At 74.1% G+C, this 14,586-nt stretch carries 16 protein-coding genes; 8 read left to right on the forward strand and 8 right to left on the reverse strand.

What is annotated here, in order from left to right:
• Nucleotides 1-117: 117 nt before the first annotated feature.
• The 4 genes from J2Z33_RS14565 to J2Z33_RS14580 all read left to right on the forward strand — a co-directional run bounded on the left by J2Z33_RS14565 (nucleotide 118) and on the right by J2Z33_RS14580 (nucleotide 4,916).
• Entirely contained in the window at nucleotides 118-681 is a 564-nt protein-coding gene (locus J2Z33_RS14565; protein ID WP_209842354.1) for a YidH family protein, read from the forward strand.
• A 152-nt stretch (nucleotides 682-833) separates the two neighbouring features.
• A complete protein-coding gene (locus J2Z33_RS14570) occupies nucleotides 834-4,130 on the forward strand; it encodes a response regulator (RefSeq protein WP_209842356.1) in 3,297 nt (1,098 codons plus the stop codon).
• Complete coding sequence (locus J2Z33_RS14575) at nucleotides 4,123-4,494, forward strand: response regulator (protein WP_209842358.1); 372 nt, start codon at nucleotides 4,123-4,125, stop codon at nucleotides 4,492-4,494. The genes J2Z33_RS14570 and J2Z33_RS14575 overlap by 8 nt, the downstream gene beginning before the upstream one ends.
• A complete protein-coding gene (locus J2Z33_RS14580) occupies nucleotides 4,491-4,916 on the forward strand; it encodes a CBS domain-containing protein (RefSeq protein WP_209842360.1) in 426 nt (141 codons plus the stop codon). The genes J2Z33_RS14575 and J2Z33_RS14580 overlap by 4 nt, the downstream gene beginning before the upstream one ends.
• A gap of 38 nt (nucleotides 4,917-4,954) precedes the next feature.
• Here the strand turns inward: J2Z33_RS14580 and J2Z33_RS14585 are convergent, their stop codons facing one another.
• Nucleotides 4,955-5,548, reverse strand: coding sequence for a DUF533 domain-containing protein (locus J2Z33_RS14585; protein ID WP_209842362.1), 594 nt, complete (start codon nucleotides 5,546-5,548; stop codon nucleotides 4,955-4,957).
• Nucleotides 5,549-5,681: 133 nt separating this feature from the next.
• Between J2Z33_RS14585 and J2Z33_RS14590 the strand changes: the two genes are divergently transcribed.
• Both J2Z33_RS14590 and J2Z33_RS14595 read left to right on the forward strand, forming a co-directional pair.
• Entirely contained in the window at nucleotides 5,682-7,478 is a 1,797-nt protein-coding gene (locus J2Z33_RS14590) for an SLC13 family permease (protein WP_342454202.1), read from the forward strand.
• Nucleotides 7,479-7,657: 179 nt separating this feature from the next.
• Complete coding sequence (locus J2Z33_RS14595) at nucleotides 7,658-8,698, forward strand: substrate-binding domain-containing protein (RefSeq protein WP_209842364.1); 1,041 nt, start codon at nucleotides 7,658-7,660, stop codon at nucleotides 8,696-8,698.
• Between the two features lie 52 nt (nucleotides 8,699-8,750).
• On the opposite strand, the gene J2Z33_RS14600 is transcribed toward J2Z33_RS14595, so the two are convergent.
• From J2Z33_RS14600 to J2Z33_RS14610, 3 genes are read right to left on the reverse strand one after another with little or no spacing between them, the layout of a single operon-like run.
• Nucleotides 8,751-10,088 carry a sensor histidine kinase gene (locus J2Z33_RS14600; RefSeq protein ID WP_209842366.1) on the reverse strand — a complete coding sequence of 446 codons (1,338 nt, stop codon included), beginning with the start codon at nucleotides 10,086-10,088 and terminating at the stop codon, nucleotides 8,751-8,753.
• A complete protein-coding gene (locus tag J2Z33_RS14605) occupies nucleotides 10,085-10,744 on the reverse strand; it encodes a response regulator transcription factor (protein ID WP_209842368.1) in 660 nt (219 codons plus the stop codon). Before J2Z33_RS14605 ends, J2Z33_RS14600 begins: the two co-directional genes overlap by 4 nt.
• 6 nt (nucleotides 10,745-10,750) lie before the next feature.
• Nucleotides 10,751-11,092, reverse strand: a complete 342-nt coding sequence (locus J2Z33_RS14610) for a PepSY domain-containing protein (RefSeq protein ID WP_209842371.1) — start codon at nucleotides 11,090-11,092, stop codon at nucleotides 10,751-10,753.
• A 128-nt stretch (nucleotides 11,093-11,220) separates the two neighbouring features.
• Between J2Z33_RS14610 and J2Z33_RS14615 the strand changes: the two genes are divergently transcribed.
• Together J2Z33_RS14615 and J2Z33_RS14620 are read left to right on the forward strand one after the other, a co-directional pair.
• Nucleotides 11,221-11,463, forward strand: a complete 243-nt coding sequence (locus J2Z33_RS14615; RefSeq protein ID WP_209842373.1) for a PepSY domain-containing protein — start codon at nucleotides 11,221-11,223, stop codon at nucleotides 11,461-11,463.
• A gap of 36 nt (nucleotides 11,464-11,499) precedes the next feature.
• Nucleotides 11,500-12,162: a calcium-binding protein gene (locus J2Z33_RS14620; RefSeq protein WP_209842374.1), complete on the forward strand. Its 663-nt coding sequence runs from the start codon at nucleotides 11,500-11,502 to the stop codon at nucleotides 12,160-12,162.
• 734 nt (nucleotides 12,163-12,896) lie between these two features.
• On the opposite strand, the gene J2Z33_RS18765 is transcribed toward J2Z33_RS14620, so the two are convergent.
• From J2Z33_RS18765 to J2Z33_RS14645, 4 genes are all read right to left on the reverse strand, one after another.
• The gene (locus tag J2Z33_RS18765) at nucleotides 12,897-13,223 is read right to left on the reverse strand and encodes a transposase domain-containing protein (RefSeq protein WP_342454203.1); all 327 of its coding nucleotides are present in this window, start codon (nucleotides 13,221-13,223) and stop codon (nucleotides 12,897-12,899) included.
• 111 nt (nucleotides 13,224-13,334) lie between these two features.
• On the reverse strand, nucleotides 13,335-13,532 hold the full coding sequence (locus tag J2Z33_RS14635) for a hypothetical protein (protein ID WP_209842379.1): 198 nt from the start codon (nucleotides 13,530-13,532) through the stop codon (nucleotides 13,335-13,337).
• Between the two features lie 105 nt (nucleotides 13,533-13,637).
• Nucleotides 13,638-13,955, reverse strand: a complete 318-nt coding sequence (gene tnpB, locus J2Z33_RS14640; protein ID WP_280922924.1) for an IS66 family insertion sequence element accessory protein TnpB — start codon at nucleotides 13,953-13,955, stop codon at nucleotides 13,638-13,640.
• A gap of 29 nt (nucleotides 13,956-13,984) precedes the next feature.
• The gene (locus tag J2Z33_RS14645) at nucleotides 13,985-14,413 is read right to left on the reverse strand and encodes a hypothetical protein (protein ID WP_209842380.1); all 429 of its coding nucleotides are present in this window, start codon (nucleotides 14,411-14,413) and stop codon (nucleotides 13,985-13,987) included.
• Nucleotides 14,414-14,586: the final 173 nt, after the last annotated feature.

Here is a 14,586-nt window from a genome sequence, read left to right on the forward strand (position 1 = left end):
GGAGGAACCCGCACCCCGCCTGGCGGTTGCGGACCGGACGGCCCGCGTCGCGCGGGCGGGGGCGGGACGGGGCCGATCCGGGCTGGCACCGACGGGGGTGGCATGGACGGGGGCGGCATGGACGAGCGGAAGGTCGAGAGCGCGGCGGCGGCGGTCCGGGACACGGCGGAGCGGACGCAGGCCGTCGCCGAGGACGCCGCGACGGCGGCGCAGCACGCCGGGACGGCGGCGCAGCGGACGACGCAGGCGGCGGCGCGCACGGCCACCGCCGCCGAGACCTCGGCCGAGGCGGCCAGGACGACCGCCCACGCCGCCGTCGTCACCAAGGACAGCGCCGAGCGGCGGACGGAGCTGGCCGGGGACCGCACCGTCCTGGCCGCCGAGCGGACCTACGCCGCCTGGGTGCGGACGGGGATGGTGGGCCTGGCCGGGGGGATCGGGGCGCGGGCGCTGCTCGACGGGCTGGTGCCGGGCTGGATGGCGATGGCGCAGGCCACGGTGCTGATGCTGTTCGCGATCTTCTGCTTCGTCGCCGGGGTGTGGCGGCACCTGTTCCGCGTGGAGCCCGAGGCCCCCGACATCGACCGCCTGCCCGGCTGGGTGCTGATCGGGGTCAACGCGTTCCTGGCGCTGGTCGCGGCGACGGCGCTGGCCGGGATCTGGATGGGCCGGCAGGGCTGAGGCGGGAAGGGCCGAGGCGGGGCCGCCTTCCGTGGGGGCGCGGGCCGCCCGGGGCCGGAACGGCCGGCGTTCGGGGGCGTTCACGCCTGGCCTTACCGCGCTGGCCGTCCCGCATCGTCGCGGGCGGGCCCCCTGCCTGCGAGACGCCGCCCTTGGAGACCGCCGTCGCCCCTTCCGCCGCCCTGGACCCGGACGACCGGCCGAGCCTCGACGCCCTGGGCCTCGGGCTCTATCGGATCGACGAGGAGGGGCGCTGCACCTATGCCAACCCGGCGGCGCTGGCGATGCTGGGCTACGAGGCCTCGGAGGTGATCGGGCGCAACATGCACGACCTGATCCACCACAGCCACCCGGACGGCTCGCGGTATCCCCAGTCGGCCTGCCCGCTGCTGGCGGCGCGGCAGGCGGGGCGGCCGGTGCGGCTGGCGGGCGAGGTGCTCTGGCGCAAGGACGGCGGCTCGCTGGTGGCCGACTACGCCGCCTGGCCCCTGCTGCGCGATGGGCGGGTGACGGGCAGCGTCGTGACCATCCTGCCGGGCGCGGGCGGCGCGGCGCGCGACCGGCTCGCGCTCCAGCTCACCGTGAGCCGGCTGCTGGCGGGGACGGCGGGGCTCGACGAGGTTCTGCCCCGGCTGCTGGCGGCGGTGGCCGAGGGGCTGGGCGGCCGCGCGGCCGTCCTGTGGGACCTGAGCCATCGGGAGAAGCGGCTCCACCCCCGCGCGAGCTGGGTCGCGCCGGGCCTGGAGGCGGACGGGCTGATCGAGCGGACGCTGGCGCTGACGCTGGGACGCGGGGAGGGCCTGCCGGGCCGGGCCTGGGAGGCGGACGAGCTGGTCCATGTGGATCTCGGGGCGGAGGGGGGCGACGCGCGCGCCGAGGCGGCGCGGGCGGCGGGGCTGGGCTTCGCCCTGGCGATCCCCGTGCGGATCGGGCGGCGCGTGCTGGGGGCGATCGAGCTCTGGGCGCCCGCGCGGCTGGAGCTCGACGACGGCCTCCTCGACGGCGCGGCCGCGCTGGGCCAGCAGATCGGCCAGTATCTCCGCCGCAAGCGCGCCGAGGAGTCGCTGCGCGAGCGCGAGGAGGAGTTCCGCGCCCTGGCCGAGGGCATCCCGCAGATGACCTGGACCGCCGACCCGGACGGCGTCCCGGCCTGGTTCAACCGGCGCTGGCACGACTACGCCGGCCTCGCGCCCGAGCGGATGGCCGACGGGGGCTGGCGCGACCTCGTGCATCCCGGCCACCTCGGCCGCGTCGAGGAGGGCTACCGCGAGGCCATCGAATCGGGCGAGGTCTGGGAGGACACCTTCCCGCTGCGGGGCCGGGACGGGCGCTACCGCTGGTTCCTGTCGCGGGCGGTGCCCATCCTGGACGAGGACGGGCAGGTCGGGCGCTGGTTCGGCAGCAACACCGACATCACCGAGCAGCGCCGGGCCGAGATCCGCGCCGTCGCAGCCGAGCGGCGGCTGCGCTTTGCGTTGCAGGTCGCGCGGATCGGGTCGTGGTCCTGGGACATCGACGCCGGCACGCTGGAGGCCGACGAGGGGCTGCGGGCGATCTTCGGCCTGCCCGCCGGCGAGGGGGACATCCCGGCGGAGGCGTTCTTCGCGCGACTCCACCCCGACGACGCCCCCGCCGTGGAGGCGGCCTTCGACGCGGCGCGGGACGGCCTGGGCGAGCTCGACATCGAGTTCCGCGTCGTGGCCGGCGCGGGCGAGGTGCGCTGGGCGGTGGCGCGGGGGGCGGTGGAGCGGCGGCCCCTGAGCCGGGGGCTCCACGCCCTGGGCATCGTCTGGGACGTGACCGAGCGCAAGCGCCACGAGGAGGACCTCGCGGCGGCCAAGGTGGCGGCGGAGGAGGCCAACCTCGCCAAGAGCCAGTTCATCGCCAACATGAGCCACGAGTTGCGGACGCCGCTGTCGGCCATCATCGGCTATGCCGAGCTGCTGGCCGAGGAGGCCGGGGACCTGGGCGCGGCGGGCGCGGCCATCGGCGCGGACCTCGCCCGGATCGAGGGCAGCGCGCGGCACCTGCTGTCGCTCATCAACGGCGTGCTCGACCTGTCGAAGATCGAGGCGGGCCGGATGGAGGTCGAGGTCGAGTCCTTCGAGGTCGCGCCGCTGGTGCGCGAGGTCTGCGAGACCGTGCGGGGCCTGATGGAGCGCAAGGGCAACGCCTTCGCGGCCGAGCTGGCGCCCGACCTGGGCGCGATGCGGTCGGATGCGGTGAAGCTGCGGCAATGCCTGTTCAACCTGCTGTCCAACGCCGCCAAGTTCACCGAGGGCGGGCGGGTGACTCTGGAGGCGCGGCGCGCGGGCGGTCAGGTCGGGGGCGGGCGGCTGGTGTTCCGCGTGGCGGACACCGGCATCGGCATGACGCCCGAGCAGGTCGGCCGGCTGTTCCAGCGCTTCGCGCAGGCGGACGTGTCCACGACGCGGCGCTTCGGCGGCACGGGGCTGGGGCTGGCGCTGACCCGCGCCTTCGCCGGGATGCTGGGCGGGGACATCGCCGTCGAGAGCGTCGAGGGGGTGGGGACGACCTTCACGCTGGCGCTGCCCGACGACGCCGGGCGGGCGGCGGGCGGGGCCGCGCCGCCCGAGGGGGAGCCCGCCGAGGCCGGGCGGGTGCTGGTGATCGACGACGACCCGCACATGCGCGACCTGCTGACGCGCTTCCTGGGCCGCAACGGCGTGGCGGTGGAGGCGGCCCCGGACGGCGAGGCGGGCCTCGCCGCCGCGCGGCGGTCGCCGCCCTCGGCCATCCTCCTCGACGTGATGATGCCGCGCATGGACGGCTGGGCGGTGCTGTCGGCGCTGAAGGCCGAGCCCGCCCTCGCCGAGGTGCCGGTCATCATGGTCAGCATGATCCGCGACAAGGGGCTGGCCTATTCGCTTGGCGCGGCCGACCATCTCACCAAGCCGGTCGACTGGCAGCGGCTGCGCGACGCGGTGGAGCGGCACCGCGGTCCGGCCGGCGGCGCTGCCGATCCGGACCCCGGTGCGGGCCCCGATCCGGGGCTCGCGCTCGTGGCCGAGGAGGACGACGCCTCGCGCGAGGGGCTGGCCGGGCTGCTGGCCGGCGAGGGCTGGGACGTGGTGGCCGCGCCCCACGCGGAGGCCGCGCGCGAGCGGCTGGCCGAGCGGCGGCCGGACCTCGTGCTGGTGAACCTCGGCCTGCCGGCGGGCGGCGGGCTCGCGCTGCTGCGGGACCTGCGGCGCGACCCCGCCTGGCGGACGATCCCGGTGATCGCGCTGGCCGAGGGGGCCCTGCCCCCGGAGGCGCGCGCGCCCCTGGGCGACGGGGCCACGCCCGTCATCCCGACGGGCGAGGACGGCGCGGAGGAGCTGCTGGCCGAGCTGCGGCGCGTCGCGGCGGAGCGGGGCGCGGGCGGGCTCGGGAACGGCGAGGCCTCCGCGGACGGGGGCGCGAAGGAGGGGACGGCTCATGGCTAGGCTGCTGCTGGTGGAGGACACCGAGGAGATCTGGGACTTCCTGTCGCGCCGGCTCCAGCGGCGCGGGCACGAGGTCGCGCTGGCCCATGACGGCGAGGCCGGGGTGGCGGCGGCGCGGGCCGGGGAGCCCGAGGTGATCCTGCTCGACATGAACCTGCCGGTGATGGACGGCTGGACGGTGGCGCGCGTGCTCAAGGCCGACCCGGCGACGGCCGGCATCCCCATCATCGCGCTGACCGCCCACGCCCTCGCGGGGGACCGCGAGACGGCGCTGGCGGCGGGCTGCGACGACTACCACCCCAAGCCCGTGGACTTCTCGCGGCTGCTTGGCCAGATCGACGCCGCCCTGGGGGACGCGCCATGAGGGTGGGCGAGATCATGACGCGGCACGTCGAGTTCATCGACGGCGACGCCCCCGTGTCCGAGGCGGCCGAGCTGATGGGCGAGCTGGACGTGGGCGCGCTGCCCGTCGGATCGGCCGAGGCGCTGGAGGGCGTCGTCACCGACCGCGACATCCTGTATCGCCTCGTCGCGCCGGGGCTGGGCCCCGCCGCGACCCGCGTGCGCGACATCGCCTCGGCCCCGGTCCTGGGCTGCGCCGAGGACGACGCGCTCCAGGCGGCGATGGACCTGATGGCGGCGCACCACGTCCGCCGGCTGGCGGTGCGCGACGGCGGGGGCCGCGTCGTGGGCTGGATCACGCTGGGCGACCTCGCACGGCACCTGCTGGTCGAGAGCGGCCCCCTCCAGGACGCGCTCCGGGCGATGACGGCGGCCCCGGACTGAGGCGGGATCAGACGGGGCGACGGGGCGACGGGGGGGCCTCAGCCCCGGTAGCGCCGCTCCAGCCCGCCCGCCACCTCGGGGGCGAGGCCCAGGCGCGCGGCGAGGTAGCGCAGGAAGGCCCGGTTCGAGCGGCCGCGCCGGTCGAGGGCCAGGAGAGCCGCCGCGTAGGCATGGGGGGCGAGCCCCTCCTCCTGCACTTGCGCCAGGAGGGCCGGCAGCGGCGGGGGCGCGTCCAGCGCTGGCTGGAGCCCCGCGACCACGCCCTCCCCCGCCCCGAGCCGCCGGAGCGCGAGGGGCATCCGCCGCGCCTCCTCGGCGCTCACCTGCCCGTCAGCCTGCGCGGCGGCGGCCATGACCGCCACGAGGAGCCCGGCCCGTTCGGGCGGCAGGACCGCGAAGTTCAGGACGTGGGGCACGAGCGTCTGGTTGCGGTTCGACAGCCAGCCGTCGAGGAGCTTGGTCGCGACCGCCTCGCGCAGCATCCGCTCGGAGCCGGGTGGCGGGCGGGGGCCTGGGCGCGGGGTCGGGCCGGGCGCGGACATCTCGCGGGCGGGCGCCTCCAGAGCGCGCGCCCGGCCGTCGCGGTCGCGCATCCGGCCAAGGAGGCGGCCGACCAGATCGAACCCTGCCATTGGCGCCTGCTCCCTGTTCCGTCCCGAATCCGATGGCCCGCCCCGGATGCGCGCCGGGCGGAGGGAACCAGGCCGACCCCCGCCCGGTTCCAGAGCGCCGCGCCGCCGCCGCGCCACCTGGAGAGGCCCGCCCGTGACCCTGGACCAAGCGCTCGCCTTCGGGCTGATGGCCGTGACCATCGGCCTCTTCGTATGGGGGCGGCTGCCCTATGACCTCGTGGCCGTGCTGGCGCTGCTCGCGGGGGTGGCGCTGGGCATCATCCCGGCCGAGGAGGCCTTCTCGGGCTTTGGCGACGACGTGGTGGTGATCGTGGCGACGGCGCTGCTCGTGTCGGGCGCGGTGGCGCGGTCGGGCGCGGTCGAGACGGCCATGCGGCCGCTCCTGCGGCGGTTGCGGGGGCCGCAGGCGCAGGTGCCGGCCCTCGCGGGGGCGGTGACGGTCCTGTCGATGGCGACCAAGAACGTCGGCGCGCTGGCGATGCTGATGCCGGTGGCGGCGCAGGTGTCGCGGCGCACCGGAACGCCGCTGTCCTTCCTGCTGATGCCGATGGCCTTCGGATCGCTCATCGGCGGGATCGTGACGCTGGTGGGGACCTCGCCCAACATCCTGGTGTCCAAGGTCCGCGAGGACCTGACCGGCGAGCCCTTCGGGATGTTCGACTACGCGCCCGTGGGACTTGCCATCGCGGCGGCGGGGCTCGTGTTCCTGTCGGTGGGCTACCGGCTGCTGCCCGGCGACCGGCGGGCGGCAGGCGGGTCGATGGACGCGGCCTTCACGCTGGAGGAATACGCGACCGAGGCGCGGGTCCCCGCCGGCTCCCCCTTCGTGGGGCGCACGGTGGCCGAGCTGGAGGCGCTGGGCGAGGGCGGCCTGCGCGTGGGCACCGTGATCCGCGAGCGGTTCCGCCGCCACGCGCCGCGCCCCGACCGGGTGCTGGAGGCCGAGGACGTGCTGCTGCTGTCGGGCGAGCCCGACGACCTGGAGCGCGTCGTCGCCCGCGCGCGGCTGCGCCTCGCGGGGGAGGAGGCCGCCGGGGACGCGACGGAGGGGGATGGGACGGACGGGGACAGCGCCGTCGTCGAGGGCGTGGTCACGGCCGAGTCGCCGCTGGTGGGGCGGACCCCGGCCGAGGCGCAGCTCGGCCGGCGGCACGGGCTGGGCCTCCTCGCGGTCAGCCGACGCGGCGCGCCGCCGAGCCGGCGGCTGCGCCGGCTCCGCGTCGAGGCGGGCGACGTGCTGATCCTCAAGGCCCCGCGCGCCCGGCTGGCCGAATCGCTGGGCGAGCTCCGCATCCTGCCGCTGAGCGAGCGCGACCTGGCGCTGGGCCGCCGCAAGCGGAGCTGGCTGCCGTTGGGCATCCTCGCCGCGGCGATGGTGCTGGTGGCGGCCCATGTCGTCCCGGTCGCCGTGGCCTTCGCCGGGGCGGCGGCGGCAGTGCTGCTGCTGCGCGTGATGACGATGGAGGAGGCCTATGCCTCGATCGAGTGGTCGGTGATCGTGCTGCTGGCGGCGCTGATCCCGGTCAGCGGCGCGATCCAGGCGACCGGCGGCACGGACCTGATCGCGGCGGGACTGGAGCGGGTGGCGGTGCTGCTGCCGCCCCTGGGCGCGCTGGGGCTAATGATCGTGCTGGCGATGGCGGTGACGCCCTTCCTCAACAACGCCGCCACCGTGCTGGTGATGGCGCCGGTCGCCGCGAGCCTCGCGGGGCGGCTGGGCCTGAACCCCGACCCCTTCCTGATGGCGGTGGCCGTGGGGGCGGCCTGCGACTTCCTCACCCCCATCGGCCACCAGTGCAACACGCTGGTCATGGGGCCTGGCGGCTACCGGTTCGGCGACTACTGGCGGCTCGGCCTGCCGCTGTCGGTGCTGGTGGTGGCCGTCGGCACGCCGCTCATCTCGCTGGTCTGGGGGCTGGGGGCGGGCTGAGCGCAGCGGAGGCCCGGACCTCGGCCGTCGCCCGAGGATCGCTCCCATGGGGGCCGCGCCGCCTCGTCGCAAGGCCTCGTGCGTTGTCACCGGGGCCTTGGCGCTCTAGAGCCGAGCCGAGGCCCGAGGGCTCCCGTGCATCCTCGTGGCCCTGTCGATTGCATCGCCCAGGAGGTTCCATGTCCCACGCCGCCCGCACGATCCTGGTCCTCGCGCTCGCCTTCGCCGCCTCGCCGGCCCTGGCGCGGAAGCACATCCAGGTGGCCGGCTCCTCGACCGTGCTGCCCTATGCCTCCATCGTGGCGGAGGCCTTCGCGGACGACACCGGGTTCCGCACCCCCGTGGTGGAGGGGGGCGGCACCGGGGCGGGGCTGTCGCGCTTCTGCGACGGCGTGGGCGAGGGCCAGGTGGACATCGCCAACGCCTCGCGCCCCATGCGCCCGGGGGAGTGGGAGGAGTGCCAGGCCAACGGCGTGACCGGGATCGTCGAGGTCCGCATCGGGTATGACGGCCTGGTCTTCGCCACGCCCGAGGACGCGCCGTCCTTCGCCTTCACGCCCGAGCACTGGTTCAAAGCCCTGGCCGCCCGGCTGCCCATGGACAACCAGATCGTGGGCAACCCCCATGCCCGCTGGTCGCAGATCGACCCGGCGCTGCCCGACCAGGAGATCCTGGCCTTCCTGCCCGGCACCAAGCACGGCACCCGCGAGGTCTTCGAGGACAAGGTGATCCTGGCGGGCTGCGAGGCCTCGGGCGCCCTCGACGCCTTCCTGGCCGCCCACGACGGCAACGAGGACGCGGCCGAGGAGGCCTGCCTGGAGCTGCGGACCGACGGCCGCTCCGTGGACATCGACGGCGACTACAACGAGACCCTGGCCCGGCTCCAGGCCAACCCGGATGGCGTCGGCGTCTTCGGGCTGGCCTTCTACGAGAACAACACCGACCGGCTGGAGGTCGCCACCATGTCGGGCGTGACCCCTTCGGTCGAGAGCATCGCGAGCGGCGAGTATCCCGTGTCCCGCCCGCTGTTCTTCTATCTCAAGACGGCCCATGTCGGCGTCATCCCCGGCCTGAAGGAGTTCGCCGAGTTCTTCGTGTCCGACGACGTGGCCGGGCCGGACGGCCCGCTGTCCGAGTATGGCCTCGTCTCCGACCCCGAGCTCGGCGCCATCCGGCAGGCCGTGGCCGAGGGCCGGGAGATGCGGGCTCCGGCCGACTAGGCCGGTCGGCGGGGAGAGGTCCTCGCCTTACGCCCTTCGCGATCCGCCCCGTTCAGCGCGGGGCCGGCAGGACCAGCTCGGCCTCGAAGCCCGGCCGCAGGTTCCGCAACCGCAGCGAGCCCCCGACGGCCGAGGCGATGTCGGAGGCGATGGTGAGCCCCAGCCCCGTGCCTCCGTCCCGCTGGTCCAGCCGCAGCCCCCGCCCGGGCAGGAATTCGAGCATCCCTTCGGCCGCGCCCGGCCCGTCGTCGCGGACGCGCAGCGCCACGCCCTCGGCCGTGCGGGCGCAGACGATGGCGACCCGGTCGCGCGCGTGCCGCACGGCGTTCTCGGCCAGCGCCCCCAGCGCCTCGGCGAGGTCGGCGCGGTCCAGCCGGACCCGCGCGCCCCGGTCCCCCTCCACCTCGATCCGCAGGCTGGCCCCCTCGGGCGTGCGGCGCAGCACCCCGGCCACCGCCTCGGCCACCTCCCAGGCATCGCAGGACGCCGCGCCCGGCTCGGCCGCCAGCCGCGCGCGCGCCAGCTCCCGGTCCACATGGGCGCGCATCGCCCGCGCGATCTCCTCGATGCCGTCGGCCGCCCCAGTCGGCCCGCCCGCCCGCAGGCGCGCGGCCTCGCCCATCAGCGCCTGGAGCGGCGTCTTGAGCCCGTGCGCGAGGTCCCCCGCGCGCAGCCGCGCCCGCTCGGCCTCGGCCTCGCGCGCCGCCAGCAGGGCATCGATCTCGGTGGCGAGCGGCCGCACCTCGGTCGGCAGGTCGGCCCCGATCCGCCGCGCCTCGCCCTTGCTCAGCGCGGCCACGCGCCGCCCGATGGCCGAGAGCGGCCGCAACGCCATCCCCACCGCCACCGCCAGCGTCCCGACCAGGGCAAGCCCGAGGAGCGCGAGATAGGGCACCAGGTCCGCCAGGAACCCCGCCCGCGCCGCGTCGAGGTCGGCCCGATCCACGGCCGCGGCGATGCGGAGCGGCAGGTCGCCCCCCGGCACCGCCACGTCGATCCGCCGCACCAGCACCAGCAGCGGCTCACCCAGCGGTCCCGCCCCCCCGCCTTGCCAGCTTTCGCCCGCCTCCGCCGGCAGCGGCAGCACGTAATCCCACAGCGACCGCGACCGCAGCTCCGCCCCCGGAGCCTCGATCTGCCAGTAATGCCCCGAATAGGGCCGTTGATAGAGCGGATCGCGCGGCGGCTCGGCCAGCACCGGCGCCCCGCCCGGCCCCACCTCCACCGCCGAGGCGAGATGCTCGATCCGGTCGCCCAGGTCGCTCGCCGCCACCCGTTCCACGTGCCGGTCGAACAGCAGCGCGAGGCCCCCCGCCGCCAGCAGCAGCGCCAGCGCGATCCCCGCCACGCCCGCGACGAGCAGGCGAAGCCGGATCGATCCCGCCCTCACGAGCCCGCCAGGATGTAGCCGAAGCCCCGCCGCGTCTCGATGACGCCCGGCCCCAGCTTGCGCCGCAGCCGTGCCACAAGCGCCTCCAGCGCGTTCTGCTCGCGCGAATCGTCGTCGCCGTGCAGATGCTCCAGAAGCTCGGTCGGCGGCACCGGCCGGTCGCGGTGGAGCGCGAGGTAGGCCAGGCAGCGGAACTCCAGCGGCGTCAGCGCCATGGGGCGACCATGCAGCGTCGCCGTCATTCGCGTCGTATCCAGCGCCAGCGGCCCCGCCGTCTCCACCGGCGCGGCCCGCCCCGCCGCGCGGCGCACCAGCGCCCGCACTCGTGCCACCAGCTCCTCCATGCGGAAGGGCTTGGGCAGGTAGTCGTCCGCGCCCGCGTCGATCCCTTCCACCCTCTCGATCCAGGTGCCGCGCGCGCTCAGGATCAGCACCGGCGCCGTCACCCCCTCGGCCCGCCACCGCTTGAGCACCGAAAGCCCGTCCATGCGCGGCAGCCCGAGGTCGAGAACGATGGCGTCATAGTCCTCGGTCCCGCCCCGGAACCACGCGGCCTCGCCGTCGCCCACCACCTCGGAGCGGAAGCCCGAGGCGTCGAGCACCGCCGAAAGGTCGGCGGCGATGCGGGAGTCGTCCTCGACGATCAGCACGCGCATGGCCGCTCAGTCGTCCTCCCCGTCCGGGTCCTCGTCGCTCACCTCGGTGATCTGGCCGGTCGCCGCGTCCATGTCCACCTCGATCAGCCGGCCCTCGGGCGTCAGCACCTCGAACTCGTACTCGTCGATGCGCCCACGGGCGTCGAGATCGAGGTCGATGTCGAGCACCTCGCCGGGAAAGGAGGCTTCCAGGCGCGGCAGCAGCTCCGAGAGGGCGAGGATCTCCCCCCGCGCTACCGCCGCCCGCGCGCGGTCGCCGTCGGCGGGCAGCTCCGGGTCGTCGTCCGCCTCCTGGCCGGAGGCGGTGGCGGGGCCGAGCAACAGAAGGGCGAGGACGAGGCGGCGCATGGCCCTTTCCTAGCCGCGCCATCCTGACACGCGGCTGACAGGGCCGGTCAGGAGGGCGTCAGGGCCGATGTGCCAAACGTGATTCGTCCAGGGCCGCCACCCGGCGTCCCAAGCAGAAGGAACACCGCATGAGACAGCTTCTCCCCGCGTTCGCTCTCGTCCTCCTCGCCGCGCCCGCCATCGCGCAGGAGGCCGCCCGCCCGCTCTCGGCCCTGATCGCCGACCTCGAGGCGCAGGGCTACCGCGTGACCGGCGTGGACGTGGACCGCGCCGACATCGAGATCGACGCGACCGCCGCCGACGGCCGGCGCGTGGAGCTGCGGCTCGATCCCGCCACCGGCGCGATCCTGAGCGAAACCGCCGACGACTGACATCCAGCCCCTAGCCATCACGAGAAGGAGAACGACATGCCCGTCTTTCGCGGCACCAACGGCACCAATGTCCTTTACGGCACCCCGCGCGCCGACGACCTGTTCGGCCTGAACGGCAACGACCGGCTGCATGGCCGGGACGGCGATGACGAGCTGCACGGCGGCAACGGCAACGACCGCCTCTGGGGCAACGACGGCAACGACGAGATCGAGGCCGGCAGCGGCAACGACAGTCTCCACGGCGGTGACGGCCGCGACGATCTCGACGGCGGCGCGGGCCGCGACCGCCTGGAGGGTGGATCGGGGAACGACGAGCTGGACGGAGGGCGCGGCAACGACCGCCTCCTCGCCGGGAGCGGCAACGACGAGCTCGACGGCGGTTCGGGGAACGACACGCTCTCGGGCGGCGCGGGCCGCGACCGCCTGGAGGGCGGGTCGGGTCGCGACGTGCTGACGGGCGGCGCGGGCGCGGACGTGTTCGAGTTCGACCGGGGCGACGGCCGGGACCGGATCACCGACTTCGCCGACGGCAGCGACCGCATCGACCTCGACGATGTCAGCCGCTCGGAGGTGCAGCGGATCATCGACGAGGCCCGGCAAGACGGCGACGATCTGGTGCTGACGATCTCGTCGGGCACGACCGTGACCCTCGACGACTTCGCCAAGGCCGACCTGAGCCTGTCCGACTTCGCGTTCTGAGGCCCGCGCGGGGGCGGGGTCGCAAAAGGTCGTGCGCGCCCGAGGGCCCGGCTCCCTGGCCCCGCCGAACGGACCCGCGCTCTGGGTTCTTTCCTGTGAAGGCTCGGCCTCGCGGGGGCCGCCCGGCGGCCCGCGCTCGTCCGCCGTCCCGGGAGCCATCCTGCTCCCTGCTCGGTCGCGCGCCGGTCGCGGCACGCCGGCGCGGGGGGTTCGCCGTTCGGATCTCCCCGTCTTGGGCGGGCTCATGTTCCGGGCGAAGGCCGTCGCGGTCTCGGCGATCCGGCCCTGACGACGAGTCGCAGGTCCCGCATGGCTCCCTGCCGATCGAGGGCGGGATCGAACGTGCCACGCCGCCAGTCGAGGAGCTGCCCACACCACCCCACGTCGGCCGACACAGGGCCACCCACGCCCGCCGCTGGGATCAGACCTCGTCGAGGATGCCATTCCCGCCCATAGCGGGAAGCGGCCGACTTCGACGTGCCGACTGCGCGACCTGCCTGTGATCGATGATCTCGTCCTGGTTCGGGGTAAGCGATGTATCTGCCCCCTCAGTGGTGTCATTCTCTTGGGGCGTGAGAGGCTGTAACCTGGCGCTACGCGCCAGGGTGGAGGGCCGATTTGTCTGTCTTTCAGGGCCGGACTGGGAGCCGCGCGGCCGAGACTTCGGCCCGTTACGAATGCGCTTCAGCCCTTCCGGTCAGGCGCCGAACTGATGGAGTGCTCTTCGAGGCGGATCAGCGCCGGCCGACGGGGCACTTCCAAGGCATCAGCTCCTGATGGCTCTTCAGCGAGGTGCGATCTTCCGACTTTTTGAATAGCCAACGGAAGTAGGCCCAAGGATCGGCGCGGTTCAGTTCGCACGTCTCCACGAGGCTCGCGAACACCATCCATGTCTTGGCTCCCATCTCGGTCCCGGCGAACAGGGCGTTCTTCCTTAGGAGCGCGATCTTCCGGATCTGATTCTCAAGGGGACTGTTGTCGATCTCGAGCCAACCACAAAGAATTGATGCATTGAGGCGGCGACGTTGCCAACCGGCAAACGGGGCACGGTCGTGGAAGATGCAGCCGCTCGTCTAGGCTCGTCTACATCCGGCTCATCGCGTCGACGCAAGAGCCATACGCCGCGGCGACTCAGCACGGTGAGGAAGAAACCCTCTGGCTTACCGGCCACATCACTCCGGCTCTGCAATCATCCCGATGCGACTGACGGGAACGAGGACGCCCCTCGCCATCATCTCCCCGTCAGCTGCGATCATCCGGCCCACTAAGAAGCGCGTGCAGGAGAGTTCCTGCGCCAAGTCAGTCAGCGAGGTCGCCTCGACCAGCAGCTTTTCATTGCAGCCTGTCAGGAGGACAACGTAGGCGCTCATCAGGGGCGTTCCTTCCAGTCGAGGCCAACGTTCACGGGCCCATAGGCACGTCTTGCGTGGCGCCAAAGCGGGAGCCTCTCCGGCCAGCATGAGGGTGGAGCCTGGTCAAAGCAGCTTTGGCGTGACTTCGCGGGCAGGCACGATGCGCCGCCAGTCCAGCCCCTCGAAGAGCGCCTCGAACTGGAGTCGCGTGAGCGCGAGCCGTGCGCCCACCTTGGGCGGCCAGGGGATGCCCTTGGCGGCGAAGCGCTTGTGGACGAGCGCCAGTCCGGCGTCGTCCCACTGCAGCACCTTTATACGGTCCCCGCCCTTGGACCGGAACACGAACAGCGCACCGCTGTAGGGGTCCAGCTCGAAGTTGGCCTTCACGTAGGCCGCGAGCCCGTTCATGCCTTTGCGGAAGTCGACGGGCTGGGTGGCCAGTTACACCTTGCAGCCGTGCGCGGGCGAGATCATCGCACCCTCCCCATGGCTTGCAGAAGCATAGTCAGGTCCTCGAGCGCGATGTCACGCTCCGCCTCGAAGGTCAGGCCGTTCAGGGTGAAGCGGCTCGAGGACACGATGATAGGCTCGGCTGTGCCAGCCGTGGCGACCGCCCCCGTGGTGCCGACCTTATCCGTCGGGCCGGGCTCCTCATCATCGAGGACGTGGACCTCGGCAAAGGGGTTCTCCACCCGGGGCAGGCTGTAGACCTCCGGCTTCAGCGCGAGCCACCATTTTCGAGTTAGCTCCTGAGAGGTGTCGAGCTCTTCGGCTCGGTCCGCGACTCTCCGGCCCTCGACGAGCCGGCGGACAACCTCCTGCTTCAGCTCCTTGGGCCAGCGGTTGAGCCCGCTCGCACTGGTCGGGACCTCGTAGCCCCAGACGGTACGTGGTGGCATGACGTGCGGCTCCCGACCCAGTGGAGCCTTTGTCTTGCCCAGCCGACCGATTCAGGGAAGCCCAAGGGGGCCGGATAGTAAGCGTCCGGCCTGACCGCTACGGCTGCCAGCGCCAGGGCAGCAGTTCGCCGACTTTGGTGATCTTGTGGTCGGGCAGGCGCGCCAGGGTGTCG

The sequence above is a fragment of the Rubellimicrobium aerolatum genome (assembly GCF_017872975.1).
In the GTDB taxonomy this organism is placed as follows: domain Bacteria; phylum Pseudomonadota; class Alphaproteobacteria; order Rhodobacterales; family Rhodobacteraceae; genus Rubellimicrobium; species Rubellimicrobium aerolatum.

Excerpts from the sequence above, each read along its gene's own strand:
- J2Z33_RS14595 (WP_209842364.1), top strand. The coding sequence starts at position 7,658 with ATGTCCCACGCCGCCCGCACGATCCTGGTCCTCGCGCTCGCCTTCGCC.
- J2Z33_RS14585 (WP_209842362.1), bottom strand. The coding sequence starts at position 5,548 with ATGGCAGGGTTCGATCTGGTCGGCCGCCTCCTTGGCCGGATGCGCGAC.
- J2Z33_RS14620 (WP_209842374.1), top strand. The coding sequence starts at position 11,500 with ATGCCCGTCTTTCGCGGCACCAACGGCACCAATGTCCTTTACGGCACC.
- J2Z33_RS14610 (WP_209842371.1), bottom strand. The coding sequence starts at position 11,092 with ATGCGCCGCCTCGTCCTCGCCCTTCTGTTGCTCGGCCCCGCCACCGCC.
- J2Z33_RS14645 (WP_209842380.1), bottom strand. The coding sequence starts at position 14,413 with ATGCCACCACGTACCGTCTGGGGCTACGAGGTCCCGACCAGTGCGAGC.
- J2Z33_RS14580 (WP_209842360.1), top strand. The coding sequence starts at position 4,491 with ATGAGGGTGGGCGAGATCATGACGCGGCACGTCGAGTTCATCGACGGC.
- J2Z33_RS14575 (WP_209842358.1), top strand. The coding sequence starts at position 4,123 with ATGGCTAGGCTGCTGCTGGTGGAGGACACCGAGGAGATCTGGGACTTC.
- J2Z33_RS14635 (WP_209842379.1), bottom strand. The coding sequence starts at position 13,532 with ATGAGCGCCTACGTTGTCCTCCTGACAGGCTGCAATGAAAAGCTGCTG.
- J2Z33_RS14615 (WP_209842373.1), top strand. The coding sequence starts at position 11,221 with ATGAGACAGCTTCTCCCCGCGTTCGCTCTCGTCCTCCTCGCCGCGCCC.
- J2Z33_RS14605 (WP_209842368.1), bottom strand. The coding sequence starts at position 10,744 with ATGCGCGTGCTGATCGTCGAGGACGACTCCCGCATCGCCGCCGACCTT.
- J2Z33_RS14565 (WP_209842354.1), top strand. The coding sequence starts at position 118 with ATGGACGAGCGGAAGGTCGAGAGCGCGGCGGCGGCGGTCCGGGACACG.